Here is a 25,656-nt window from a genome sequence, read left to right as displayed (position 1 = left end):
GCGGGGTTTTTCGTTTACTGCGTGACGCGGGCGATCAATCGCCCAGGGTCAGCAGCGAGGCGTTGCCACCGGCCGCCGTGGTGTTCACGGTGACGGTCTTTTCGGTGGCGAAGCGCAGCAGGTAGTGCGGGCCGCCGGCCTTGGGACCGGTGCCGGACAGGCCCTGGCCGCCGAACGGCTGCACGCCGACCACCGCACCGATCTGGTTGCGGTTGACGTACACATTGCCCACGTTCACACGCGAGGAAATGCGGTCGACGGTCTCGTCGATGCGCGAATGCACGCCAAGCGTCAGGCCGTAGCCGGTGGCGTTGATCTGGTCGATCACCGCATCGAGCTGGTCGCCCTTCCAGCGGATCACGTGCAGCACCGGCCCGAAGATTTCCTTGTGCAGCTGGTCAAGGTTCTTCAGCTCGTAGGCACGCGGCGCAAAGAAGGTGCCATGCGCGGTGGCGTCGCTGAGCGCGGCGGCGGCGATCAGGCGGGCGTCCTTCTCCATGCGCACGGCATGGTCCTGCAGGATCTGCAGCGCGTCGGCATCGATCACCGGGCCGACGTCGGTGGACAGCAGGCCCGGGTCGCCGACCTTCAGCTCGGCCATCGCACCGGCCAGCATGGTCATCACCTTGTCGGCGATGTCGTCCTGCACGAACAGCACGCGCGCGGCCGAGCAGCGCTGGCCAGCAGACGTGAAGGCCGAACCGATGGCGTCCTTGACCAGCTGTTCCGGCAACGCCGAGGAGTCGGCAATGAAGGCGTTCTGGCCACCGGTCTCGGCGATCAGCACGCCGATGGCGGCATCGCGCGCGGCCATCGCGCGGTTGATCGCGCGGGCCGTGTCGGTGGAACCGGTGAAGGCCACGCCGGCCACGCGCGGATCGGCGGTGAGGGCGGCACCGACGGTGGCACCGTCGCCCGGCAGGAACTGCAGCACGCCCTCGGGCACGCCGGCCTCGAGCAGCAGCTTCACCGCGTAGTAGCCGATCAGGTTGGTCTGTTCGGCGGGCTTGGCGATCACACTGTTGCCGGCGGCCAGCGCGGCGCTGACCTGGCCCAGGAAGATCGCCAGCGGGAAGTTCCACGGGCTGATGCAGACGAACACGCCGCGGCCGTGCAGCTGCAGTTCGTTGGATTCACCGGTCGGGCTCGGCAGCTTCTCGGCATGGCCGAACTGCTCGCGCGCCTGCTTGGCGTAATAGCGCAGGAAGTCGACCGCTTCACGCACTTCGGCGATGCCGTCGGGCAGGCTCTTGCCGGCTTCCTTCACGCACAGCGCCATGAACTCCGGCAGACGCGTTTCCAGCTGGTCGGCGGCGTGCTCCAGGATCGCCGCGCGGCTGGCGGCCGGGGTGCGGTTCCACTGCGGCTGCGCGGCCACGGCGTTGGCCAGCGCCTTCTCCACGGTGGCGCTGTCGGCCGGCTGCCACTGGCCGACGACCTCGCGGGTGTCGGCCGGGTTGACCACGTTCAACAGCGCGCCGGTCGGCTGCGCACCCGGCACCAGCGGTGCGGCCTGCCACGGCTTCACGGCCGCGTTGAGCTGCGCGGCCAGTGCACGCAGATCGTTGTCGTTGGCGAGATTGACGCCCATTGAGTTCTTCCTGTCATGGTTCTGGCTGCGCAGCAGATCGACCGGCAGCGGGATTTTCGGATGCGGGATGGACGCGAACGAGGACACCGCTTCGACCGGATCGCGGATCAGGTCGTCGATGGCCACGCTGTCGTCGGTGATGCGGTTGACGAAGCTGGAGTTGGCACCGTTCTCGAGAAGACGCCGCACCAGGTAAGGCAGCAGGTCTTCGTGCGAACCGACCGGTGCATACACACGGCACGGCACATTCAGGCGGTCGGCCGGCACCACTTCGGCGTACAGGTCATCGCCCATGCCGTGCAGCTTCTGGTGCTCGTACTGGCCACCCTTGGCGATCGCCTTCACCGCCGCGATGGTGTGCGCGTTGTGCGTGGCGAACATCGGGTAGATCGCGTCGGCATGCGTGAACAGACGCTGCGCGCATGCCAGGTAGGACACGTCGGTGTTCTGCTTGCGGGTGAACACCGGGTAGGCCGGCAGACCCTCGATCTGCGCGCGCTTGATCTCCGCATCCCAGTACGCACCCTTGACCAGGCGCACCTGCAGGCGACGACCGATGCGACGGGCCAGATCGGCCAGGTAATCGATCGTGTACGGGGTGCGCTTCTGGTACGCCTGCACGACCACGCCGAAGCCTTCCCAACCGGCCAGCGAGGCATCGCTCACGACTGCTTCGATGATGTCCAGCGACAGTTCCAGGCGGTCGGTTTCCTCGGCATCCACGGTGCAGCCGATGCCATACGACCTGGCCAGCTGCGCCAGTTCCAGCACGCCCGGCACCAGGTCGGCCATCACCCGTGCACGCTTGGCGTGCTCGTAGCGCGGATACAGCGCCGACAGCTTGATCGAGATGCCCGGCGCGGCATTGACGTCGCCATCCGGGCGGCCGCCACGCGCCTTGTGATCGCCGCCGATGGAGTGGATCGCGCGGCGGTAGTCTTCCAGGTAGCGCTTGGCGTCCTTCATGGTCAGCGCGCCTTCGCCGAGCATGTCGAACGAATAGCGGTAGCTGGCGTTGTCGCCCTTGTGCGAACGCGACAGCGCTTCGTCGATGGTGCGGCCCATGACGAACTGGTGGCCCATGATCTTCATGGCCTGGCGCACGGCCAGGCGGATCACCGGCTCACCGACACGGCCGATCAGGCGCGCGAATGCGCCCGGCACGTCGGCGCGGGTGGCGTCGTTGATCTGCACCAGGCGGCCGGTCAGCATCAGCCCCCAGGTGGAGGCATTGACCAGCACCGAGTCGCTGCCGCCCATGTGCTTCTTCCAGTCGGCATCGCCGAGCTTGTCGCGGATCAGCTTGTCGGCGGTGGTCTGGTCCGGAATGCGCAGCAGCGCTTCGGCCACGCACATCAGCAGCACGCCTTCCTCGCTGCCCAGGTCGTACTGGCGCATGAAGGCTTCGATCGCGCCCTGGTCCTTGGCGCGCACGCGCACGCGGGCGACCAGGTCGGCGGCGGTGGCCTGCACCTGCGCCTGCTCGGCCGCCGGCAGGCGGGCCTGCTCCAGCAGCTCGCGCACGTGGCTGGCTTCGTCCTTCATCCAGGCATCGGTGATGGCCTGGCGGAACGGGTTGGGAACCGCCGGCAGCTCGGGTGAGAGCAGGGGCGGGCGGGCGCCGGACGAGGCCGGTGCGGGGGGAAGCGCGGAAGGTGCGGTCATGCCGATCGGCTCGTGGAGAACTTGACCATTTTAATCGTTTTTCGGTCGCATCAACCGCTTTCACGGCGTTGCGCGGCGTACGCCATAGCCTTTCATACAGCGGGATTCCGCCGATCCAACCGGGGTCGCCAATAGTGTGCCGTTTTCGTCAAAACCGCCGCCGGTCCAATGCTGTATTGCACCATTTCTGAAACTGTGAATGGACCCTTGCGGCTCGCTGGAAAGCAGGGCTACCATCGGGACGTTTCCCGCGGCAGGAAAAAACGCGGTTGCGACATGATCGAGGTGCTGTCAGCTCCGGACGGATCAGGAACGCAACTGCGGCTGCGTCCCCCACGGGCGCTCGATGCCCGGCAGTTCGTCCTGTTGTTTGCCGTGTTGGCGGGTGCGATGGGGGTGGTGGCCGGCCTGGGCTGGTTTGCCGGCAACGTGTTCGCTCCCCTCTTCGCGCTGCTGTACAGCCTGTTGCTGGCAGTGGCACTGCGTGCGTTGTGGCGCAGTGGAGAGCGGCAGGAAGAGATCCGGGTAGTGCCGGGGTGCGTGGAGGTCATCCCCGTACCCGGGCAGTCGCCGGTGTTCAGCGCCCACCCGTACTGGGTGACGCTGGTCGCCGACGATGAGGGGGTCCGACTGGTGTCCAGTGGTCGGCAGGTGGCGGTGGGACGTTTCCTCGCACCGGTCGAACGCCAGGCACTGGCTCAGAAACTAGAAGGCTTGCTCGCGGCCAGCGATGGCTGCAACCGACGACGCTAAGGGTCTAGGCAATGAAGCAATGCAGAAAGTGGGGCGGGACGTTCGGAAAGTCAGGCATGTGCGGGGCGGCGCTGCTGGCGCCCGCGATGGCGTTGGCCCAGGCGGCCGACCCCAAACCGTGGCAGTTGAACATGGGCAAAGGGGTGACCCAGAGCTCGCGGTTGGCGTGGGAATCCAACCTGTTCTCGCTGTGGGTCTGTACCGTGATCGGGGTGCTGGTCTTTGGCGCGATGTTCTACGCCATCTTCAAGTTCCGTAAGTCCAAGGGCGCCGTCGCGGCCCAGTTCAGCCACAACACCAGGGCCGAAGTGATCTGGACAGTGATCCCGGTGATCATCCTGGTGGTGATGGCGTGGCCGGCCACGGCCAACCTGATCAAGTTCTACGACACCCGGGATTCGGAGATGACCGTCAAGGTCACCGGCTACCAGTGGATGTGGAAGTACGAGTATCTCGGGGAGGATGTGGCCTTCACCAGCCGCCTGGACCGCGAGTCCGACCGCATGCGGCAGAGCGGCAAGGTGCCCACCCGCGAGTCCCATCCGCACTATCTGCTGGACGTGGACAACCGGCTGGTGCTGCCGGTGGATACCAAGGTCCGCTTCGTCATCACTTCCGATGACGTCATCCACGCCTGGTGGGTGCCCGCACTGGGGTGGAAGCAGGACGCCATTCCCGGGTTCATCAACGAAGCCTGGACCAACATCGAAACGCCCGGCGTGTATCGCGGCCAGTGTGCCGAGCTGTGCGGCAAGGACCACGGCTTCATGCCGATCGTGGTCGAGGCGGTGTCCAAGGAGGACTTCCAGAAATGGCTGGCCTCGCGCAAGCCCGCACCGGCGCCGGCAGCGCAGACGCCTGCGGCGGCACCGGCCGAGGCCGAACCGGCACCTGCCGCCGAACCCACGGCACCGGCCGCACCGGCCGCAGCAGACAGCAACGCCTGAAATCGAGCCGCGTCCGCCAGCCGGCGGGCGGGGGTACCACCGGATCCAGTGAGGTGTAGTTGCGATGGCGCATTCCGCAGTTGACCACGACGGGCACCACGGGCATCAGCAGAGCTTCTTCGAGCGTTGGTTCTTCTCGACCAACCACAAGGACATCGGCACGCTCTACCTGCTCTTCAGCTTCATCATGTTCATCATCGGCGCGGCGATGAGCGTGATCATCCGCGCCGAACTGATGCAGCCGGGTCTGCAGTTCGTCAAACCGGAGACCTTCAACCAGCTCACCACAGTGCATGCGCTGGTGATGATCTTCGGCGGCGTGATGCCGGCCTTCGTTGGCCTGGCCAACTGGATGATTCCGTTGCAGATCGGCGCGCCGGACATGGCGCTGCCACGCATGAACAACTGGTCGTTCTGGCTGCTGCCGGTGGCCTTCAGCCTGCTGCTGCTGACCTTCCTGCTGCCCGGCGGCGCGCCCGCCGGCGGCTGGACGCTGTACCCGCCGCTGTCGCTGCAGGGCGGCTACAACGTCGCCTTCACCGTGTTCGCCATCCACGTGGCCGGCATCAGTTCGATCATGGGCGCGATCAACATCATCGCCACCGTGCTGAACATGCGCGCGCCGGGCATCGACCTGCTGAAGATGCCGATCTTCTGCTGGTCCTGGCTGATCACCGCATTCCTGCTGATCGCGGTGATGCCGGTGCTGGCCGGTGCGGTGACCATGCTGCTGACCGACAAGTTCTTCGGCACCAGCTTCTTCAACGCGGCCGGTGGCGGCGATCCGGTGATGTTCCAGCACATCTTCTGGTTCTTCGGGCACCCGGAGGTGTACATCATGATCCTGCCGGCCTTCGGCGTGGTCAGCGAGATCATCCCCACCTTCAGCCGCAAGCCGCTGTTCGGCTATCAGGCGATGGTGTACGCGGTGGCGGCAATCGCCTTCCTGTCGTTCATCGTCTGGGCCCACCACATGTTCACCGTGGGCATGCCACTGGGCGGCGAAATCTACTTCATGTTCGCCACCATGCTGATCTCCATCCCCACCGGGGTGAAGGTGTTCAACTGGGTCAGCACCATGTGGCGCGGTTCGCTCACCTTCGAAGCGCCGATGCTGTGGGCGGTGGCCTTCGTGATCCTGTTCACCATCGGTGGCTTCTCCGGCCTGATGCTGGCGATCGTGGTGGCCGACTTCCAGTATCACGACACCTACTTCGTGGTGGCGCATTTCCACTACGTGCTGGTCACCGGCGCGGTGTTCGCGCTGATCGGCGCGGTGTACTACTGGTGGCCGAAGTGGACCGGGCGCATGTACAACGAGACGTGGGCCAAGGTCCACTTCTGGTGGACGATCGTGTTCGTCAACCTGCTGTTCTTCCCGCAGCACTTCCTTGGCTTGGCCGGCATGCCGCGCCGCATCCCGGATTACAGCGTGGCCTTCGCCGACTGGAACCTGATCAGCACGATCGGTGCGTTCGGCATGTTTGCCACGCCGTTCATGATGGCCGCGATCCTGATCGTGTCGCTGCGCAACGGCGAGAAGGCAGCCGACCGCTCCTGGGAAGGCGCGCGGGGTCTGGAATGGACGATTCCGTCACCGGCACCGGCGCATACCTTCACCGTGCCGCCGGTCATCCGCCCGGGCGATCTGGCCCACGATGACATCACCCACTGAGGTTGCCATGCACACGCCTCCGCACGACATCAATGACCTGGCCCTGCGCCGCCGCCGCGCACAACGCACCGCATGGATGGTGGGCGGCGTGGCGGTGCTGGTCTATGTGGGCTTCATCCTCAGTGGGGTGATCGGGCGATGAGCGACGAACGCCCCACCCCGCCTGCGCGGCACGCGGGCCTGCCCCGGCTGATCGGGGTGGCGGTGGCGGTGTTCGTGCTGACCTTCTCGCTTGTGCCGCTGTACCGCATCGCCTGCGAGAAGGTGTTCGGCGTGCGCCTGGAGCGCGGCCCGGGCGCAGCGGCGGCCACCACCGCCGGGAGCAAGCGTACGGTGCGCGTGGAGTTCGATGGCGGGGTGAATTCCAAATTGCCGTGGTCGTTCCATCCCGAACAGCTGACGATGGACGTTGTGCCCGGCGAGCTCAACGAGGCGCTGTACTACGCGCGCAACGACAGCGATCGCGCGCTGGTGGGCAGCGCGGTGCCGTCGGTGGCGCCGGCCAAGGCATCGGGCTATTTCAGCAAGACCGAGTGCTTCTGCTTCACTGCCCAGACCCTGCAGGCCGGTGAGAAGCGCGACATGCCGGTGCGCTTCATCGTCGACCCGGACCTGCCCGCCAACGTCACCACGATCACGCTGTCCTACACCTTCTACAAGAACGACGCACTGTCCGCGCAGCTGGCCCCGGCGACACCGCCGGCCACCGCGCGGTCGGCTCCCTGATACGTACCCGGACACAGACTCATGGCCCAGCAAAGCCCCGATGCCAACGTGTACTTCGTGCCCACGCACAGCAAGTGGCCGTTCATCGGCTCCATCGCGATGATGGTGACGATGGTCGGTGTGGCCAGTTGGCTCAACGATTCCGGTTGGGGCAAGTGGACCTTCTACGCGGGCCTGGCCATGCTGGTGCTGACCCTGTTCTGGTGGTTCAGCGACGTGGTGCGCGAATCACAGGCGGGCAACTACAACCGCCAGGTCGACGGCTCGTTCCGCATGGGCATGGTGTGGTTCATCTTCTCCGAAGTGATGTTCTTCGGCGCCTTCTTCGGCGCGCTGTTCTACACCCGCAACCTGGGCCTGCCGTGGCTGGGCGGCGAGGGCGACGGCGTGATGACCAACGAACTGCTCTGGGACGGCTACTCGGCGGCCTGGCCGACCAACGGCCCGGGCAGCATCGGCGGTCATTTCCAGACGATCCCGGCGTGGGGCCTGCCGCTGATCAACACGCTGATCCTGCTGACCTCCGGCGTGACCCTGACCATCGCCCACCATGCCCTCAAGGCCGGTCACCGCCGCCAGCTGCTGGTGTGGCTGGGCATCACCGTGCTGCTGGGCGCGTTCTTCCTGACCCTGCAGGCCGAGGAGTACATCCATGCCTACAAGGAGCTCAACCTGACGCTCGGCTCGGGCATCTACGGCTCGACCTTCTTCATGCTCACCGGCTTCCACGGTGCGCATGTGCTGCTGGGCACGATCATGCTGGTGGTGATGTGGCTGCGCTCTGCGAAGGGCCACTTCACCCGCGACAACCACTTCGGCTTCGAAGCGGCCGCGTGGTACTGGCACTTCGTCGATGTGGTGTGGCTGATGCTGTTCCTGTTCGTCTACGTGCTGTAGCGTCGCAGCGACGGGATGCCGCGTCGGTGCGACGCGGCATCAGCCACCGATGCCGTGGGGCTTGATCCAGCCGCTGTAGATGCCGATGACCACCAGCAGGAACAACGCCACCGACACCGCGATGCGGCGCGTAAGGGCGTTGACGGTTCGCTTGGTCTGGCCGCGATCGACCAACAGGTAATACAGTCCCGCGCCCAGATTCCAGACGATGACGATCAGAAACGCGATTACCAGCAGGGTCTTCAACGAATCATTCATGCGCGGCTCGATGGCAGGGCGGGGTGGCCTATCTGACCGCGTTTTGCCGGCGTTGTCATGATGCGCCAGCACACACGCCTGGTGGGCTGGATCGCGGCGCTGGCGACCATCGCCCTGTTCTGCTTCCTCGGCCACTGGCAACTGCAGCGGATGCACGAGAAACAGGCGCTGCTGGCCCAGCAGGCGCCCGCCCGCGCGCAGGCCCTGACCCTTGCCGAGGCGCTCGCCGCGCCGCCACAGCTGCGCTGGGTGGTCGATGCCGGGCGCTTTCTTCCCGCGGCGCTGCTGCTCGACAACCAGATGCGCAAGGGCCGCGCCGGCATCAAGGTCTACCAGCCGTTCCGCAGCGATGCCGGTGCGCTGGTGCTGATCGACCTGGGCTGGCTGCCGATGCCACCCGACCGCACCGTGCCCACCGTCGCGCTGCGCGGGGACCACGTGCAGCTGGCCGGCCTCCTCGCGCCGCCGCCCGCCGCCGGCCTGGCGCTCGGCCCGGCGATGTCGCCCACGCAGCAGGCAAACGTCTGGCTGGCCAGCCGGATGCCGCCGGACGAGGTGGCGGTTGCGCTGTCCCTGCCGCGCAACAGCCTCCCCGCGCGCGTGCTGCGGCTGGACCCGGCACTGCCCGGCGGCCATGCGCGCGATCTGGAGCTGCTGCCCAACACCCTGCCGCCAAGCCGCCACCTCGGCTACGCCGTGCAGTGGTTCGGTCTGGCCCTGACCGTGCTGGTGGTTGCCGTGCTGCTCGAATGGCGCCGCCGCCGGCGTCCGGCCGGGGCGGCCGGCCCCTAGTCCCGCGCGCCGGCCCGGCACGCTTCCTCCTTCCATGAGAAAATCCGACGCATGAATGCCACCACGCAGGAACAGCTCAACGCCCGCAATCGCGGTCGCTGGACCCTGATCGCCCTGTTCGGCCTGTTCTTCGGGGTAATGGCGCTGGCCGGCGTCCTGCGTTTCTCCGGCTGGCAGCCCACCGCCCATCGCAACACCGGGCAGATCCTCGCGCCGCCGGTGGATCTGGTGGCCCGGCCGCCCACGCTTGCCGATGGCCAGCCCTACCCGTGGAATCCGCAGGCGCGCACGTGGCGCATCCTGGTGGCACCGGCCGAAGGCTGCGCCGCCGAGTGCGTCACTTTGTCGCAGGGATTGGGCAAGGTGTGGCAGCTGTTCGGCCATAAGGCCGATAATGTCGAGATCCTGTGGCTGGGCACGCCGCCGGCCGAGGTCCAGGGCCTGCCCGCGCTACGCGTGCTGCGCGCCCAGCCGGACCTGCGTGCCGCCTTGCCCGCCGTGGATGACGCCGCCGGCACGCCTGTCTATGTGATCGACCCCAACGGTTTCGTGATCATGCGGTATGCGCCGGGATTCGCATTGGCCGGTCTGCGCAAGGACATGGCCACGCTGTTGAAACTGAAGTGAGTTCCGTTTGATGAACCCCACCGCGCGCCCGGCGCTGCATCGCAATTTCCACCGTCTGGCGTGGTTCGCCCTGATCATGACGGCCAGCACGATCATGTTCGGATCGTTCGTGCGCCTGTCCGATGCCGGCCTGAGCTGTCCGGACTGGCCGACCTGTTATGGCCGCGTCACCTGGCCGCAGCATGCCGAGGAAGTCATCGGCCACGAGGCGGCGAAGATCCGTCCGCTGGAAACCCACAAGGCATGGCGCGAGCAGGTCCACCGTTTCCTCGCGGGCGCGTTGGGCATCGAGATCCTGACCCTGGCCCTGCTGGCCACGCGTCGCCGCCGCTGGGGAAGCACCGCGGTGGTGACCGCCTGCGTGCTGGTGGCCACCGGCATACCGCTGTACATGATGGGCATGCATGTTCCAGCGAGCATCATCGCGCTGATCGGCGAGGTGATCCTGCTGGTGGCGGCGTGGCGCTGGACCAACAGCGATCTTGCACGCGTGGCACTGCTGACCCTGGCCGTGGTGATCTTCCAGGCACTGCTGGGCATGTGGACGGTGACCTGGCTGCTCAAGCCCATCGTGGTGATGGGGCATCTGTTGGGCGGCATGCTGATGTTCGGGCTGCTGGTGTGGATGGCGTGGCGCGCCACGCACATGCCCATCACCCTGGCCGAGGCGCCGAAGCTGACGTGGTTGATCCGCCTCGGCGTGGCCCTGCTGGTGCTGCAGATCGCACTGGGCGGCTGGGTCAGCGCCAACTACGCCGCGCTCGCCTGCGGCGGCGGCAGCGCTTCGCTGGACAACTTCCCGCGCTGCGTGAGCCAATGGTGGCCACCGCACAACTTCAGCGAAGGCTTCACCCTCTGGCGTGGCATCGGCGTGGATTACGAAGGGGGCGTGCTCGACGGTGCGTCGCGCATCGCCATCCAGATGGCACATCGCCTGATGGCCATCGTGGTGGGTCTCTATCTGCTGTGGCTGTCGGTACGGCTGTTCCGCCTGCCGAGCATGCGCGGCTGGGCGAGCGCGCTGGGCCTGCTGGTTGCCCTGCAGATCACCCTGGGCATCCTCAACGTGAAGCTGGCCGTGCCGCTGGAAGTGGCAGTCGCACACAGCGGCGGCGCCGTCGCGCTGCTGTTCGTGCTGGTGACGCTGCTGGCGCGCCTGCGCGCGCCGGATGCCGCGGGCCGGCCCACGGCCGTTGCACCGGGCACGGTGGGCTGACGACATGCTGAGCAACTACCGCCAATACTGGGACCTGACCAAACCCAAGGTCGTCGCCCTGATCGTGTTCACCGCCCTGGTGGGCATGTTCCTGGCCATTCCGGGGCTGCCCACCGCCCAGCAGGCGCTCGACGGCGCGCTGGGCTTCCTGGGCATCTGGCTGGCCGCCTCCGCAGCCGCTGCGATCAACCAGCTGCTGGATGCGCACATCGATGCGCAGATGGCGCGCACCTCGTGGCGCCCGCTGGTGGTCGGCAAGGTCAAGCCGTGGCAGGTGCTGGTGTTCGCCGGCCTGCTGATCGCGTTGTCGATGACGATCCTGATCGTGTGGGTCAACGTCATCACCGCGGTGCTGACCTTCGCCTCGCTGATCGGCTATGCGGTGATCTACACCGTGTACCTCAAGCGTGCGACCTCACAGAACATCGTGATCGGCGGCCTCGCCGGCGCCACCCCGCCGATGCTGGGCTGGGCGGCGGTGACCGGCATGCAGGGGCCGTGGGACTGGGCCTATGCGTCGCTGCTGGTGCTGATCATCTTCATCTGGACCCCGCCGCATTTCTGGGCGCTGGCGATCTTCCGTCGCGAAGACTACGCCAAGGCCGAGATTCCGATGCTGCCTGTGACCCACGGCGTGGTGTACACCCGCAAGTCGATCATGGCGTACTCGATCGCGCTGGCCATCGTCAGCCTCCTGCCGGTGGTGGTGGGCATGAGCGGCCTGTTCTACCTGGGCGGGGCCGTAGTGCTCAACGCCGTCTTCCTCTGGTACGCCTGGCGCATGCTGAACCCGCCGGACGAACTGTTCTCGATGAAGATGTTCGGCTACTCCATCGTCTACCTGATGGCGCTGTTCGCCTTCCTGATGGTGGATCACTGGATGCTGCCGTTCCTGTGAGCCTCCTGCACCGGCCTTGAAACCAGCCAGCGCGTCGCCACTGCTTTCATGACTCCACAGGAAGTGACGGCATGAAACGATGGCTCTGGATGGCCGTGATGGCGGCTTCAATGATGTTCGGTACCGCCGCTGCCGCACCGGCAGACGGGGTCGATGAGACCGCTGCGCAGATCGTGACCCTGGCCGGCAACCACCGGCTGGTGGTGCTGGGCGAATACCACGGCACCGCTGAAACGCCGCTGCTGGTGGCCGACCTGGTGGAACGGTACAGCCGCGACAACGCGCCCGTGCGGCTGGGGTTGGAGCTGCCGATGAGCGAGAACGCGGCGCTGGCGCGGTACCTGCGCTCCAACGGCGACGCCGCAGCGCGCGAGGCACTGCGCACCTCGCCCTTCTGGACAGTGAAGAACGACCAGCACGACGGACGACGCAGCCGCGACATGCTGGCGCTGATCGAAACCCTGCGAACGCTGCGCATACAGGGGCGCGATGTGGGTGTGGCCGGCTACGACATGGAAACCGGTTCGGCCGGCAGCAGCGAGCAACGCGATGCTGCGATGGCCCTGCACCTGCGCCAACAGTTCAACGCACTACCCACCGATGCGCGGATGCTGGTGCTGACCGGGAACGTGCACGCGATGCGAAGCCCACCGTCAGATGCGCCGACGGAGTTCCAACGTCCCATGTCCGCGTACCTGCTTGACCTGCCGCTGTACAGCGTGCGTCTGGAAGCACTGCGTGGCCATTTCTGGGGTTGCATCAGCTCCTGCCGCGCGCTCAAGCTGGCCGATCGACCGCCTCGCGAGCCCATTGTCAGCACCGACCCGGATCGGTCCTACGATGTCGTGGTGTGGATGCCCAGCTTGAGCGTAGGCACGTTGACCGACCGCTGACGCTGGCCGCGCGGTACCGGTCGGCTGGAAGCGACCCTACCGAGCGTCGCTATCGTCTCGCAGTCGCTGTCGGAGAACGCCGCGCTACCCTGTACTCCTCGATTCAACGGCTTGAAACAGAACCGGTGTCGCATTTCCTCACACGACTCCTGGCCTATACAGAGGTCGCGAGTTGACTCGCTTACGCATGAGGAGAAGCGGGTGCATCCAACGAGGATTCTCGGACTGAGCCTGGTCACATTGAGAATGAACCTGGCAATCATATTGCTCGCCATCGTTCTGCCGGCGGGATCAACAGACGCATCACCGGAGCAGATCGACGTCGTTGGCCAATGGCTGAGCGATCGCGCGATGCGGGCAGCCGAGAAGGATGACGCACAAGGCGCAGCACGAAGCCTTGAAGAAGGCGTCTATCGCCTGATCCCATTGGCCGAACTGGACGCTCCCGAGCCAGTCAAGAAGCACTTTCGTGAGCAGATCCAACGCAGTCGCTCGGGCGTGGTGCGGGTGCCAAAGGGCACTATTCCATCCCAACGAGCGCTCATCATGGCGCTGCCGAAGGTATGGCGATCAGATGCGATCCTGCGTCAGCGGCTGCCGAATCCACCAAGCGATCTGCAGAAGACGCCGCTGGGCGCTGCAGAAGCGATCGGCATGACGCCTACAGGTGCCATTGAAGGGCTGAAATCCTCCGGACTGTCCCGTTTCTATCGGGTCAATGACGTCGGAATCGTGGAGTTCAATGAAGAGAATTTCCGCGTCCCTGGAGGTGTGATCGAGGCCTTCGTTGAGGCACAGAACACCGCTATCAACGGCAACCCGGGGCAGATCGAGATGACGGTTGATGGCCAAGGGCGCAGCCGAGCAACGCTGGTCTGGGCTGGGGAAGACAAGGTCTACACATTGATTGCCACGGGCGACGGAGACGTGGAGCGCAAAGCCCTCGTGTTGCAGCAGATCGCAGCGGCCGTGAGGGACTGAAGCAGCGGCGAGGGTCGTTTGGGAAGCGACCCTGCCAACGCATCGCCACATATCCGTGTTGCCGCGTCACTCCAGCGGTGCGGGTTTCACTACTGGATCCCGCGCATACCGCTGCGCGATCATCGCGCAGACGATCAGCTGGATCTGGTGGTAGATCATGATCGGCAGCACGATCGCGCCGAGGCTGCCGCCGGCGAACAGGACCTTGGCGATCGGCACGCCGGTGGCCAGGCTTTTCTTGGAGCCGCAGAACAGGATGGTGATCTCGTCTTCGCGGTTGAAGCCCAGCCGCCGTGCAATGAAGCGGATGGTGGGCATGGCGATGCCGAGCAGGACGGCGGCCACGATCGCCACCGTGAGCAGGGACAGCAGCGGCGTCTTGCTCCACAGCCCTTCGCTGACCGCTTCACCGAAGGCCGAGTACACCACCAGCAGGATGGTGCCCTGGTCGGTGTAGCGCAGCAGCGCGCGCTGCCGCTCCACCCAGCGGGCAATCCACGGCCGCAGCAGGTGGCCGGCCACGAAGGGCACCAGCAGCTGCAGCATGATGCTGACGATGGCGTGCACGGGGTTCTGCATGCCGCCCTCGGTGCCGGCCAGCACCGCCAGCAGCAGCGGGGTCAGGAACACGCCGAGAATGCTCGACAGCGAGGCACTGCACACGGCCGCCGGCACGTTGCCGCGCGCCATCGAGGTGAAGGCAATCGACGACTGCACGGTCGAGGGCAGCGCGCACAGGAACAGCACGCCGATGTACAGCTCCGGGGTGAGCAGCCAGCCATCCAGCGGTTTGAACAGCAGCCCCAGCAGCGGGAACAGCACGAACGTGCAGCCCAGGATGGTCAGGTGCAGGCGCCAGTGCAGCATGCCGGCGACGATAGACTCGCGCGGCAGGCGCGCGCCGTGCAGGAAGAACAGTGCGGCGATGGCGACGTCGGTGACATCGTCGAGCACCATTGCCGCCGCACCGTGCATGGGCAGCAGCGAAGCCAGCAGCACGGTGCAGAGCAGGGCGAGGGTGAAGTTGTCCGGTCGCAGGCGCGACCACCAGGGCGTCATGCGCGGCATGCTCCTGTCGTGGGGGGAAGGGGAGGCGGGCACACGCGCTGGATCAACGCGCGGCGTCCTGTTCGAGCAGGACGCGGGTCCTGGCGTCCAGCGAGGTCATGCCGGCATCGCGGCCGAACTGCAGCGCGTCTTCGACGGACGCGCCCTGCTGCGCCTGCATCAGCGCCAGCAGCGCACCGACGCGGTTGCCGGAGGCGCAGTGGAGCAGGACCGGGCCCTGGCTCTGTGCGAGGGCGGTGCGCAGTGCCTGCGCATTGGCCGGGGTGAGACCGGCGGCACCGGCGACCGGGATGCGGACATAGCGCAGGCCCAGGCGTTCGGCAGCGGCGGTCTCATCGAAGCCACGATCTTCGTCGGGTTGGCGCAGGTCGATCAGCGTGGTGACCCCCGCCGCGGCGGCCTGCTGCAGCTCGGCAGCGCTGGGCTGGCCGGCGGTATAGAGCTGCGGCCGTGGCTGCGCGAACGGCAGCGACGCGGACCAGGCGGGCAGGGCCAGCGCAAGCAGCGCGGCGATGAGGCCGGTGCGGAGCCGGCGGACGATCGATGCGGTGGGACGCGCGATGTGGGATGCCACGGCTGCTCCGTCGGTCAGAAGCGGATGGTGCTGCGCGCCTTGAGCAGTTCGCGCAGCTCGTACTTGTCAGTATCGTCCAGACCCTGCTGGCTCTGCTTTGCCTGAAGCTCATCCAGACGTTGCATCAACAGCTGTTTTTCCAGCTGGGCCACCGCATCGTGCAGTTCCTGGGTCCACATCGCCTCGTCGCCGGGCAATGTCTGCGCGGCCAGCTTGTGCAGCGCCTCCTGTTCCTCGCGGCCGTCGAAGTGCTGCAGGAGGGCGCCGGTGCTGATGTCCGGGCGCTGTTCGACCAGGGTCAGCAGTTCCAGCAGCAGTTCCACGCCGGGCAGGCGCAGGCCGTTGAAGTGATGCCCCTCCAGGGTCATCGCCAGCGACGGCTGCTGCAGGAGGATCGCGATGGCCGCGCGCACCAGGCTGCGCCGCTGCGCCGGGGCAACCGCGCGCGATGGCGGGCGCGCGACCGGCGTGGCCGCACCCGGTTTGGCACCGAGTCCGGTCAGTGTGGTCAGCTGCTGCTTCATCAGGTCGCCGAAGGCGCCGTCGGGAATCTGCGCCAGCATCGGCTTGGCACGCTCGGCCAGCCGCGCCTTGCCGTCCAGCGTGGCCATGTTGACCTCGCGGGTGAGCTCGTCGAAGAAGAACTGCGACAGCGGCGTGGCCTGCTGCAGGCGGGCATCGAAGCCCTCGCGGCCTTCCTTGCGCACGATGGTGTCCGGGTCCTCGCCATCGGGCAGGAACAGGAAGAAGGCCTGGCGGCCATCCTTCATGCGCGGCAGCACCGATTCCAGCGCACGCCAGCCGGCGCGGCGGCCGGCGGCATCGCCATCGAAGCAGAAGAACACGTCCGGCGCGTTGCGGAACAGCAGCTCGGCATGGTCCGGCGTGGTGGCCGTGCCCAGCGTGGCCACCGCCTGGGTGACCCCGAACTGGAACAGCGAGACCACGTCCATGTAGCCCTCCACCACGATCAGCCGCTCGATCTTCTGGTTGGCCTGGCGCACCTGCCACAGGCCATACAGCTCGCGGCCCTTGTGGAACAGCGCCGTCTCGGGCGAGTTGAGGTACTTGGGGCCATCGTCCTTTTCCATGACCCGCCCGCCATAGGCGATCACGCGGCCACGGCGATCGAAGATCGGGAACATCACCCGATCGCGGAACTTGTCGTAGACGTGCCCGCGGTCGTTCTTGGAAAACAGGCCGGCGCGGTCGAGCAGCTTCATGCGCCGCTCGTCCTTGCCCAGCGCATCCTTCAGCGCGCTGTAGCCGTCGGGCGCATAGCCGATCGCAAAGCGGGTGCGGTTCTCTTCGTCCACGCCGCGCTGGTCCAGGTAGGCACGGGCCTTGTCGCTGCCCTCCAGCGACTTCTGGAAGAAGCGCGTGGCCGCATCCAGCGCCGAGTACAGATCGCGGCTGTCATCCTGCTGCTGCGCCGTGCGCGGCTGCGTATCGCGCGGTACTTCCATGCCGACGCGCTTGGCCAGTTCATCGACCGCGTCGAGGAATTCCAGGCGGTCGTAGTTCATCAGGAAGCTGATCGCGGTGCCATGCGCGCCGCAGCCGAAGCAGTGATAGAACTGCTTGGTCGGGGAGACCGTGAACGAGGCCGAGCGCTCGTCGTGGAACGGGCAACGCGCCGCGTACTCCTTGCCCTGGCGCTTCAACGGCACGCGGCTGCCCACCACCTCGACGATGTCGGAGCGGGCCAGCAGGTCATCGATGAATGCGTCGGGGATACGGGCCATGGGCAGCAGGCAGGTGGCGCGGCCGGAGAACGGCCACGCAGGGCAGCGGGGGACCGGACTAGTCTACTAGCTGCCGGCCACTTCGCCCGGTTTGGGCGTGGCGATGCCGGCCTGCGCCAGATGAAAACGGGCGCGCAGCCGCTCATCGACCACGGCGGTCATCAGGGCGCCCACGAAGAACACCACCGTGGCGTAGTAGATCCACACCAGCGAGATCACCAGGGCACCCATCGAGCCATAGGCACTGCCCGGGGCGACGGTGGCGATGTACAGGCCGATGGCATAGCGGCCCAGCGCGAACAGTGCCGAGGTGATCGCGCCGCCGATGAAGGCCTGGCGCCACGCCACGCGGCGGTCCGGCAGGTAGTGGTAGAGAAACGCGAAGCCCACCGTGTACAGGGCCAGGCTGGTCAGGTAGCCCACGGCCGGCAGCACCGAGGGCAGCTGCGCGAAGGCCACCTGCAGCATCGTGGTGGCGGTCATCGACAGGATCAGCAGGAAGCCCAGCGCCAGTACCACGCCAAAGGAGAACACGCGCTTGCGCAGCCACGCCACGATGCCGTCCAGGCGCTCGCCGCTGGTGTTGAAGATCAGGTTGAGGGCGTTCTGCAGCTGCGCGAACACCGCCGTGGCACCGATGAACAACAGCAGTGTGCTCCACACCCCGGCCAGCGAGCCCACATCGGGCTGGTTGTCGGCGTTCTTGAGCACGGTATCGGCCACGGTGGCGGCACTGCTGCCGGCCACATCGTTGATCTGCGCGATCAGCGCCTGCTGTGCCGGCGGATACAGCGAGGCGGTCAGCCACAGCAGCAGGACCAGCAGCGGTGCCATCGACAGCAGCGCGTAGAAGGACACCGAGGCGGCCTGGGTCAGTACGTCCACCTCGACGAAGCGCTTGCCCACGGCAACCGGGAAGCTGCGTTCGAGCCGGTCCACGTACTTGCGCAGGCGAGGCGGAATGCGGGAAGGGTCGTGCGCCGGCTCGGGCGCAGGGGAAGGTGGCAGCGAAGACATGCCTGGATTTCTAACAGCCCCGGTTCGAAGACCGGGTGAAACGCGCGGCGTGGTCCGCCGCGCGCGCAACGGGTAGGGCCCATCCCAGGGAGGGGCCTTACCTGTGGGAACTCAGCCTGCCAACTGCGCCTTGACCAGCTTGGACACCAGGCCCATGTCGGCCTGGCCCGCCAGCTTGGGCTTCAGTGCGCCCATCAGCTTGCCCATGTCGGCCGCGCCGGTGGCGCCGGTTTCGGCGATGGCGGCCTGGATGGCGGCCACGATCTCGGCTTCGCCCATCTTGGCGGGCAGGTACTGGTCGATGACCACCAGTTCGTCGCGCTCGATCTGCGCCAGGTCTTCGCGGTTGGCCGCTTCGAACTGGGTGACCGAGTCCTTGCGCTGCTTGACCATCTTGTCCAGCACGGCAACAACGGCGGTGTCGTCCAGCTCGATGCGCTCGTCCACTTCCTTCTGCTTGATCGCCGCGTTGATCAGGCGGATCACGCCCAGGCGGTGCTTCTCGCCGCTCTTCATGGCGGCCTTCATGTCATCGGTGAGCTGCTGCTTCAGGCTCATGGAACACCTCGTATCGGTGGAAGAGGGGGCAATCGATAGTTCAGGACGGGAACGCAAAAAGCCGGTAACGCTTGCGCGTTCCGGCTTCGGCTCCGCCGCGACAGGACAAGCCTGCCGCATCGAAGTTGCGTCCGATCAGTACAGGCGCTGACGCTTGGTGACGTCGCGCGACGAGCGGCGCAGCTGACGCTTAACAGCAGCAGCAGCCTTGCGCTTACGCTCCTGGGTCGGCTTTTCGTAGAACTCGCGCTTGCGGGTTTCGGCCAGCACGCCGGCCTTTTCGCAGGTGCGCTTGAAGCGACGGAGCGCAAACTCGAAGGGCTCGTTCTCGCGGACTTTAACGCTGGGCATGGAATCTCCGGGACACAGTAGAACCGGGTCACGCCCGGTGAGAGCCGCACATTATAGCGGCGACAAAAGAAGTTGCAACCCACCCCGGCAAACTTCTTGGCCACGGGTGGTGTCAGATGGGCTGGCGGTGCATCTGCCGGGCCTCAAGAGGTCCATAATACGCGTTATGCGAGTCCTTGGTATCGAATCTTCCTGCGATGAGACCGGCGTGGCGGTGTATGACACTGCCTTGTCCGGTGTCGACGCCCTGCGCGCCCATGCGGTCTACAGCCAGATCGCCCTCCACGCTGAATACGGTGGGGTGGTGCCCGAACTGGCCAGCCGCGACCACGTGCGCAAGCTGCTGCCGCTGATCCGCCAGACCCTGGCCGAGGCCGGCATGCAGGTCTCGGACATCGACGGTGTGGCCTACACCGCCGGCCCGGGGCTGGTTGGCGCGCTGCTGGTGGGCGCCGGTGTCGCCCGTTCGCTGGCTTGGGCGCTGGAGGTGCCGGCGGTGGGTGTCCACCATATGGAGGGCCATCTGCTGGCCCCGCTGATGGAAGACGACCCGCCGGAGGCCCCGTTCGTGGCGCTGCTGGTGTCCGGTGGCCATACCCAGCTGGTGGCCGTGGACCGGATCGGCCAGTACCGCCTGCTGGGCGAGACCCTGGACGACGCGGCCGGCGAGGCCTTCGACAAGACCGCCAAGCTGATGGGCCTGCCGTATCCGGGGGGCCCGCAGCTGGCTGCGCTGGCCGAGCGCGGCACCCCCGGCAAATACCGCTTCACCCGGCCGATGACCGATCGCCCCGGGCTGGATTTCAGCTTCTCCGGCTTGAAGACCCAGGTTTTGCTGGCCTGGCGCGACAGCGACCAGAGTGAGCAGACCCGCGCCGATATCGCCCGCGGCTTTGAAGATGCCGTGGTGGAAACCCTGGCGATCAAGTGCGACCGCGCGCTCGATGCCGCCGGCTGCGATGTGCTGGTGGTAGCCGGTGGCGTGGGTGCCAACCGGCGCCTGCGCGCCCGCCTGGACGAGATGGCCCGCCGCCGTGGCGGCCGCGTCTGCTTCCCGCGCCCGGCGCTGTGCACCGACAACGGCGCGATGATCGCCTTCGCCGGCGCGCTGCGGCTGGAAGCGGGGCAGCACAACCCCCCGCAGGTGCAGGTCACCCCGCGTTGGGACATGGCCACGCTGCCTGCGGTGTAGGAGGCCTCAGCGGCCGCATCAGATCGGCCGTTGATGCAGGAGCTGTGTCACGGTCTCCTGGCGTTGCATCCACTGGTCGACCTGTGCGCATCGCAGTCGAACAATTCTTCCCATTGTCGCCAGGTCCTCGCCCAGATCCCGCATGAAGACCGGCTCATGGTGGGCGATCCGGTTGCGCAGCAGTCTCACGCGCTGCACGTCGGCATGCAGTGCGGCGCGTGCGATGTGCACTGCTCCCAACGCGGCCGTGCCCGGCATGACGCGGTGCAGGGTGGGACGCCACAGGCTGCGGTCGAACCGCTGCGTGAACATGTTCTGCCAGAAGGCGAATCGCAGGGTGGACACGACCGACGGCGTCGAGGAGCACCCGGCAGCGGCGCGAGAGAGCTCTTCACGCGCGTTGTAGCCGGAAGCGCCGCCGGGAAGGCTCGCCCGCAGACCTGGGCGCCACGGCCAATGCGGACCGTGCTGCAGCGCGAGTGCATCGGCAATGGCGTTGCGCAGGACCACCTCGCAGACATGCAGCGGCAGCAACAGTGCGGCACTGACCCGCATGTTCCAGAGGTAGAGCGCGAACGGGTGCACCGGAGCGGCCGAAGCGGCACGTTCGAACGTGCCCATGCGTGCGGCCGAGAAGGAGCGGTGGATGAGCTGGGAATCGCGCACATGCGGGTCCGGGGACGACTACGCCAAAGGTAGATGCAGCAGGCGATGCGGTGGGATCAGAAAAAGACGGTGTAGTCGTTCAATGGAACGATGGACCGCGAGCTTCCAACTGGCCCTTCCTATTGGTGCAGCGGTCATTGCGGCCTCGATCCCACTTTCGACGATCACCGATTGTTCGGGACGGGAGGTTTCGCTACGGTAGCCACGTGTGCCACCGGGACCAGCATTTGGGGCAACCCAAACCCCCCGGGGACTGTGGTGGTAAGCAAAGGGCCCCGAGAGGGGCCCTTTGTCTTTCCTGGTTCCCGGCACGTTCCGGAGCGGCCCGTTACCATGTTGGCCATCTTCCACGTGGCATTCCTATGGACAAGGTATTCATCGAAGGGCTCGAGATCGACGCCCTGATCGGGATCTACGACTGGGAACGGCGGATCCGCCAGACCCTGCGTTTCGACCTGGAAATGGGCTTCGACAACCGGCGCCCGGCGGCCAGCGACGACATTGCCGATACCCTCAATTACAAAGCGGTCAGCAAGCGCATCGAGCAGTTCGTGCGCGAATCCGACTTCGGCCTGGTCGAGACACTGGCCGAGCGCATCGCCGAGATCGTACTGCGCGAATTCAACGTGCAGTGGCTGCGGCTGAAGCTCAGCAAGCCCGGCGCGGTACGCGGCGCCCGCGCCGTCGGCGTGATCATCGAGCGCTCCGCCGCCCCGCACCCGTAATGCCGGGCGCCCCCGCCGCCCGTAGTGCCGGGCTCTGCCCGGCAATCAGCACCCGTAACGCCGGGCGCCCCCCCATCCCCTGGGGTGCGGGGTTTTGCTCGCCAACCAGCCCCCGTAGTGCCGGGCTCTGCCCGGCAACCAGCCCCCGTAGTGCCGGGCTCTGCCCGGCAACCCACGCAGTTGGAGACCCCCCGACCATGCTAGATGCGGTAGTCGCACCCCAATGGCTGCAGGACCTGCAGCGCACCCTCGAACCCTGGCCCTGGGCCTACACCCTGCTGGTGGTGGCCGCGTTGGCGCTGGCCGCCTGGCTGGCCAACTTCGTCACCAAGCGGATCCTGCTGCGCGGCCTGCGCAAGCTGGTCAGCCGGCTGCCCGGCAATGCGGCGGGCAATGAAGGCGGCAACAACCTGCGGGTGATCTCGCGGCTGGCCAACGTGGTGCCCAGCATGGTCATCGCGGCCGGCGTGCAGGTGGTACCGGATCTGCCGGCCCAACTGGTGGCGTTCGTGGTGGGGGCCTGCCGGGCCTGGGCGGTGTTGACCGTGGCGCTGGCCGTCTCGCACGCACTGGATGCGGCCAACGATCTGTACGAGCGCCGCCCGGATGCGCGCAACAAGCCGATCAAGGGCTACCTGCAGGTCGTGAAGATCGTGGTGTTCGTGATTGCCGGCCTGTCGATCGTGGCTACCCTGCTGGGCGTGAAAATCGGCCCGCTGGTCACCGGCCTGGGCGCGGCCACCGCCGTGTTGATGCTGATCTTCCAGGACACCATCCTGTCGCTGGTGGCCAGCGTGCAGATCAGCGGCGATGGCCGGGTGCGGCTGGGCGACTGGATCGAGATGCCCAGCCAGAACGCCGATGGTGATGTGATCGACATCGCCCTGCACACCATCACCGTGCAGAACTTCGACAAGACCATCACCACCATCCCGACCAAGAAGCTGGTCACCGAGTCGTTCAAGAACTGGCGCGGCATGCAGGAGGCCGGTGGGCGCCGGATCAAGCGCGCGCTGTACCTGGACCAGCACAGCGTGGACTTCCTGGATGCGACGGCGCTGGCCCGGCTGGAGCAGTTCGCGGTCCTGCGCGAGTACCTGCGCGACAAGCAGGCCGAGCTGGAGCAGTGGAACGCCGACCTGCGCGCCAAGGGCATGGACGCGATCAACGCGCGCCGGGTCACCAACCTGGGCACCTTCCGCGCGTATGTCGAGCGCTACCTGCGCCGGCATCCGGGCATCCATACGGACATGACATTGCTGGTACGGCAACTGCAGCCCACCACGGAAGGCCTGCCGCTGGAGATCTACTGCTTCACCCGGAGCACGGCCTGGGCCGACTACGAAGGCGTGCAGTCGGATGTGTTCGATCACCTCCTGGCGATCCTGCCGGCCTTTGGCCTGCGGGTATTCCAAGCGTCCAGCGATGCCATGTTGATGGCCGCGCAGCAGCAGCGCGCCTTCGCGGAGTAAGCTCCTCTGCCCCCGGTGGCGCCTCTGCGGCGCCGGGATTTCCCCCCGGGGAAGAAAAATGAACGCCAAAATCATTCACAACGGGCTCGGGAACGCTAGAATCCCGGCCTTGTAAACGTTTTCATAAGGACAGCCGGTGGCCGCCGATCGCATCGAAACCCTCATTGCCCAGATGACCGTCGAAGAAAAAGTCGGCCAGCTGGGTGTGTTCGCGGACATGGTCCGGCCGTTCGCGCCGGATGTGAATCCGGAAGCGAACGTCAGCAATGCCGACCAGGTGCTGCAACAGGTCCGCGAAGGCAAGGTGGGGTCGCTGTTCAACGGCGTGGGCGTGGAAGCGGGTCGCCGCATCCAGCAGGTGGCGCTGGAAGAGAGCCGCCTGGGCATCCCGGTGATTCTGGCGGCCGATGTCATCCACGGCATGCGCACCGTGTTCCCGATCCCGCTGGGCGAGGCCGCCAGCTTCGAGCCGGACCTGGCCGAGCGCACCGCGCGCGCCACGGCGGTGGAAGCCACTGCCGCCGGCCTGCACTGGACCTATGCGCCGGCGGTGGACATTGCCCGCGACCAGCGCTGGGGCCGTGGTGCCGAGGGCGCCGGTGAAGACGTGGTGCTGGGCTGTGCGTTCGCCGCCGCCCGCGTGCGCGGCTTCCAGGGCCCGGACCTGCGTGCGGCCGATGCGCTGCTGGCCACGCCGAAGCACTTCGCCGCCTATGGCGCGGTGATGGCCGGCATGGAATACAACATGGTCGACATCTCCCCGCAGACCCTGCGCGATGTCCACCTGCCGCCGTTCAAGGCGGCCTTCGAGGCCGGCGCGCTCACCGTGATGTCGTCCTTCAACGACATCAACGGCGTGCCCGCCAGCGCCAATGCCGAGCTGCTGACCGACATCCTGCGCGGCGAATGGCAGTTCCCGGGCGTGGTGATCTCCGATTACACCGCCGACATGGAACTGGTCGCCCACGGCTATGCCGCCGACGACCGCGATGCCACCGCCAAGGCGTTCACCGCCGGGCTGGACCTGAGCATGCAGAGCGGCTTCTACGCCGAACACCTGCCGGGCCTGATCGCCAGTGGCGAGGTGCCGATGGCCACGCTGGATGAATCGGTGCGCCGCATCCTCAAGCTGAAGGAAGCGATCGGCCTGTTCGACGATCCGTACCGTTCGCTGGATCTGGCGCGTGAAGCCGATACCGCCCACATCGCCGCGCACGACGCGCTGTCGCGCGATGCCGCGCGCCGTTCGATCGTGCTGCTGAAGAATGACGACGGCGTGCTGCCGCTGCAGAAGACCGGGCAGAAGATCGCGCTGATCGGCCCGTTCGTGCAGGACCGCGACAACATCGAAGGCTGCTGGACGCTGTTCGGCGACAAGTCGCGCTATGTCACCCTGGAAGCCGGCGTACGCGCGGCGATCAGCGATGAAGCCCTGCTGGAAATCGTCCCGGGCTGCGCGCTGGAAGCGCCTGTGCAGGACGGCATCGAGCAGGCCGTGGCCGCTGCGCTGCGCGCCGATGTGGTGGTGCTGGCGCTGGGCGAACCGCAGCGCTACAGCGGCGAAGCGCAGTCGCGGGTGGAGATCACCCTGCCGGCCGCGCAGCAGGCGCTGGCCGAAGCCGTAGCGATGACCGGCAAGCCGCTGGTGGTGCTGCTGCGCAACGGCCGTGCGCTGGCGCTGCAGGGTGCGGTGCGCAACGCGCAGGCGGTGGCGGTGACCTGGTACCTGGGCACCCAGACCGGGCCGGCCGTGGCCGACGTGCTGTTCGGCGACTACAACCCGTCCGGCCGCCTGCCGGTGAGCTTCCCGCAGGTGTCCGGCCAGCAGCCGTTCTTCTACAACCACCCGCGCACCGGCCGCCCGGAACTGCCGACCATGTCGGAGTTCAAGGCACGCTGGCGCGAGATCCCCAACGCGGCGCTGTACCCGTTCGGCCACGGCCTGGGCTACACCACCTTCGACTACGGCGTGCCGCAGCTGAGCAGCGACACGCTGGGTTGGGACGACACGCTGACCATCACCACCACGCTGACCAACACCGGTGCGGTGGCCGGCGAGGAAGTGGTGCAGCTGTACATCCACGACCGTGTGGCCAGCCGCGTGCGGCCGGTGCGCGAACTGAAGGACTTCCGCAAGGTGGCCCTGCAGCCAGGGCAGAGCACGCAGGTGCAGTTCACGCTGGACCGCCATGCGCTCGGGTTCACCGGCCGCGACGGCGTATTCGGTGCCGAACCGGGCCAGTTCGACCTGTGGGTGTGCGCCTCCTCGGCCAGCGGCGAGCCGGTCATCTTCACGCTGCTCGCGGGGTGATCGGGTGTGGCGAGAACCGAACAAAAAACAACCCCCCCGCCCCCTACAGAGGGAACAA

The 25,656-nt window shown here is 66.8% G+C and carries 25 protein-coding genes; 16 read left to right on the top strand and 9 right to left on the bottom strand.

Going from position 1 to position 25,656, the window contains the following annotated elements; all coding sequences use genetic code 11:
• Window positions 1–34: 34 nt before the first annotated feature.
• Window positions 35–3,256, bottom strand: coding sequence for a bifunctional proline dehydrogenase/L-glutamate gamma-semialdehyde dehydrogenase PutA (gene putA / locus ACO6VK_RS17835; protein ID WP_422509489.1), 3,222 nt, complete (start codon window positions 3,254–3,256; stop codon window positions 35–37).
• 276 nt (window positions 3,257–3,532) lie between these two features.
• Between putA and ACO6VK_RS17830 the strand changes: the two genes are divergently transcribed.
• The 6 genes from ACO6VK_RS17830 to ACO6VK_RS17805 all read left to right on the top strand — a co-directional run bounded on the left by ACO6VK_RS17830 (window position 3,533) and on the right by ACO6VK_RS17805 (window position 8,254).
• Entirely contained in the window at window positions 3,533–4,009 is a 477-nt protein-coding gene (locus ACO6VK_RS17830) for a DUF2244 domain-containing protein (protein ID WP_411849642.1), read from the top strand.
• Between the two features lie 56 nt (window positions 4,010–4,065).
• The gene (gene coxB / locus ACO6VK_RS17825) at window positions 4,066–4,956 is read left to right on the top strand and encodes a cytochrome c oxidase subunit II (RefSeq protein WP_422509487.1); all 891 of its coding nucleotides are present in this window, start codon (window positions 4,066–4,068) and stop codon (window positions 4,954–4,956) included.
• 64 nt (window positions 4,957–5,020) lie between these two features.
• Entirely contained in the window at window positions 5,021–6,631 is a 1,611-nt protein-coding gene (ctaD, locus tag ACO6VK_RS17820; protein WP_422509485.1) for a cytochrome c oxidase subunit I, read from the top strand.
• 7 nt (window positions 6,632–6,638) lie between these two features.
• Window positions 6,639–6,773, top strand: coding sequence for a hypothetical protein (locus ACO6VK_RS17815; RefSeq protein ID WP_422509483.1), 135 nt, complete (start codon window positions 6,639–6,641; stop codon window positions 6,771–6,773).
• A complete protein-coding gene (locus ACO6VK_RS17810; protein ID WP_422509481.1) occupies window positions 6,770–7,357 on the top strand; it encodes a cytochrome c oxidase assembly protein in 588 nt (195 codons plus the stop codon). The genes ACO6VK_RS17815 and ACO6VK_RS17810 overlap by 4 nt, the downstream gene beginning before the upstream one ends.
• Before the next feature lie 21 nt (window positions 7,358–7,378).
• Window positions 7,379–8,254 (top strand): cytochrome c oxidase subunit 3, encoded by an 876-nt coding sequence (locus tag ACO6VK_RS17805; protein ID WP_017356561.1) that lies wholly within the window; start codon window positions 7,379–7,381, stop codon window positions 8,252–8,254.
• Between the two features lie 39 nt (window positions 8,255–8,293).
• Here ACO6VK_RS17805 and ACO6VK_RS17800 read toward each other — a convergent pair whose 3' ends face one another.
• Complete coding sequence (locus tag ACO6VK_RS17800) at window positions 8,294–8,512, bottom strand: twin transmembrane helix small protein (RefSeq protein WP_017356562.1); 219 nt, start codon at window positions 8,510–8,512, stop codon at window positions 8,294–8,296.
• Between the two features lie 57 nt (window positions 8,513–8,569).
• On the opposite strand from ACO6VK_RS17800, the gene ACO6VK_RS17795 reads away from it, so the two are divergent.
• The 6 genes from ACO6VK_RS17795 (at window position 8,570) to ACO6VK_RS17770 (ending at window position 13,919) form a co-directional block, all read left to right on the top strand.
• Window positions 8,570–9,304 (top strand): SURF1 family protein, encoded by a 735-nt coding sequence (locus ACO6VK_RS17795; protein ID WP_422509478.1) that lies wholly within the window; start codon window positions 8,570–8,572, stop codon window positions 9,302–9,304.
• A 51-nt stretch (window positions 9,305–9,355) separates the two neighbouring features.
• On the top strand, window positions 9,356–9,931 hold the full coding sequence (locus ACO6VK_RS17790; protein WP_411849648.1) for a hypothetical protein: 576 nt from the start codon (window positions 9,356–9,358) through the stop codon (window positions 9,929–9,931).
• A 10-nt stretch (window positions 9,932–9,941) separates the two neighbouring features.
• Complete coding sequence (locus ACO6VK_RS17785; RefSeq protein ID WP_422509476.1) at window positions 9,942–11,147, top strand: COX15/CtaA family protein; 1,206 nt, start codon at window positions 9,942–9,944, stop codon at window positions 11,145–11,147.
• A gap of 4 nt (window positions 11,148–11,151) precedes the next feature.
• Window positions 11,152–12,045, top strand: a complete 894-nt coding sequence (gene cyoE / locus ACO6VK_RS17780; RefSeq protein WP_422509474.1) for a heme o synthase — start codon at window positions 11,152–11,154, stop codon at window positions 12,043–12,045.
• 71 nt (window positions 12,046–12,116) lie between these two features.
• Window positions 12,117–12,938 carry a calcium-binding protein gene (locus tag ACO6VK_RS17775; RefSeq protein ID WP_422509472.1) on the top strand — a complete coding sequence of 274 codons (822 nt, stop codon included), beginning with the start codon at window positions 12,117–12,119 and terminating at the stop codon, window positions 12,936–12,938.
• A gap of 246 nt (window positions 12,939–13,184) precedes the next feature.
• Window positions 13,185–13,919 (top strand): hypothetical protein, encoded by a 735-nt coding sequence (locus ACO6VK_RS17770; protein WP_422509470.1) that lies wholly within the window; start codon window positions 13,185–13,187, stop codon window positions 13,917–13,919.
• Between the two features lie 66 nt (window positions 13,920–13,985).
• Here ACO6VK_RS17770 and ACO6VK_RS17765 read toward each other — a convergent pair whose 3' ends face one another.
• The 6 genes from ACO6VK_RS17765 to rpsU form a co-directional block, all read right to left on the bottom strand.
• Window positions 13,986–14,978, bottom strand: a complete 993-nt coding sequence (locus ACO6VK_RS17765) for a bile acid:sodium symporter family protein (RefSeq protein WP_422509468.1) — start codon at window positions 14,976–14,978, stop codon at window positions 13,986–13,988.
• A 52-nt stretch (window positions 14,979–15,030) separates the two neighbouring features.
• Entirely contained in the window at window positions 15,031–15,528 is a 498-nt protein-coding gene (locus ACO6VK_RS17760; RefSeq protein ID WP_422509514.1) for a beta-lactamase hydrolase domain-containing protein, read from the bottom strand.
• Between the two features lie 47 nt (window positions 15,529–15,575).
• A complete protein-coding gene (dnaG, locus tag ACO6VK_RS17755) occupies window positions 15,576–17,306 on the bottom strand; it encodes a DNA primase (protein WP_422509466.1) in 1,731 nt (576 codons plus the stop codon).
• 66 nt (window positions 17,307–17,372) lie between these two features.
• The gene (locus tag ACO6VK_RS17750) at window positions 17,373–18,323 is read right to left on the bottom strand and encodes a YihY/virulence factor BrkB family protein (RefSeq protein ID WP_422509464.1); all 951 of its coding nucleotides are present in this window, start codon (window positions 18,321–18,323) and stop codon (window positions 17,373–17,375) included.
• 111 nt (window positions 18,324–18,434) lie between these two features.
• Window positions 18,435–18,881 (bottom strand): GatB/YqeY domain-containing protein, encoded by a 447-nt coding sequence (locus ACO6VK_RS17745; protein ID WP_411849655.1) that lies wholly within the window; start codon window positions 18,879–18,881, stop codon window positions 18,435–18,437.
• A gap of 135 nt (window positions 18,882–19,016) precedes the next feature.
• Window positions 19,017–19,232, bottom strand: a complete 216-nt coding sequence (rpsU, locus tag ACO6VK_RS17740) for a 30S ribosomal protein S21 (protein WP_002808376.1) — start codon at window positions 19,230–19,232, stop codon at window positions 19,017–19,019.
• A 166-nt stretch (window positions 19,233–19,398) separates the two neighbouring features.
• Between rpsU and tsaD the strand changes: the two genes are divergently transcribed.
• Complete coding sequence (gene tsaD, locus ACO6VK_RS17735; RefSeq protein WP_422509430.1) at window positions 19,399–20,424, top strand: tRNA (adenosine(37)-N6)-threonylcarbamoyltransferase complex transferase subunit TsaD; 1,026 nt, start codon at window positions 19,399–19,401, stop codon at window positions 20,422–20,424.
• An 18-nt stretch (window positions 20,425–20,442) separates the two neighbouring features.
• Here tsaD and ACO6VK_RS17730 read toward each other — a convergent pair whose 3' ends face one another.
• Window positions 20,443–21,045 carry a hypothetical protein gene (locus tag ACO6VK_RS17730; protein ID WP_422509428.1) on the bottom strand — a complete coding sequence of 201 codons (603 nt, stop codon included), beginning with the start codon at window positions 21,043–21,045 and terminating at the stop codon, window positions 20,443–20,445.
• A 407-nt stretch (window positions 21,046–21,452) separates the two neighbouring features.
• Between ACO6VK_RS17730 and folB the strand changes: the two genes are divergently transcribed.
• From folB to ACO6VK_RS17715, 3 genes are all read left to right on the top strand, one after another.
• Window positions 21,453–21,815: a dihydroneopterin aldolase gene (gene folB, locus ACO6VK_RS17725; RefSeq protein WP_422509426.1), complete on the top strand. Its 363-nt coding sequence runs from the start codon at window positions 21,453–21,455 to the stop codon at window positions 21,813–21,815.
• A gap of 197 nt (window positions 21,816–22,012) precedes the next feature.
• Complete coding sequence (locus ACO6VK_RS17720; RefSeq protein WP_422509424.1) at window positions 22,013–23,287, top strand: mechanosensitive ion channel family protein; 1,275 nt, start codon at window positions 22,013–22,015, stop codon at window positions 23,285–23,287.
• A 136-nt stretch (window positions 23,288–23,423) separates the two neighbouring features.
• Window positions 23,424–25,598 carry a glycoside hydrolase family 3 N-terminal domain-containing protein gene (locus ACO6VK_RS17715; protein WP_422509422.1) on the top strand — a complete coding sequence of 725 codons (2,175 nt, stop codon included), beginning with the start codon at window positions 23,424–23,426 and terminating at the stop codon, window positions 25,596–25,598.
• The last annotated feature ends 58 nt before the right edge of the window (window positions 25,599–25,656 follow it).

The organism is Stenotrophomonas sp. GZD-301 (assembly GCF_049310345.1).
GTDB lineage: Bacteria > Pseudomonadota > Gammaproteobacteria > Xanthomonadales > Xanthomonadaceae > Stenotrophomonas.
The sequence above is the reverse complement of the archived record's forward strand: the minus strand, read 5'-3'. Positions and strand labels throughout refer to the sequence as shown.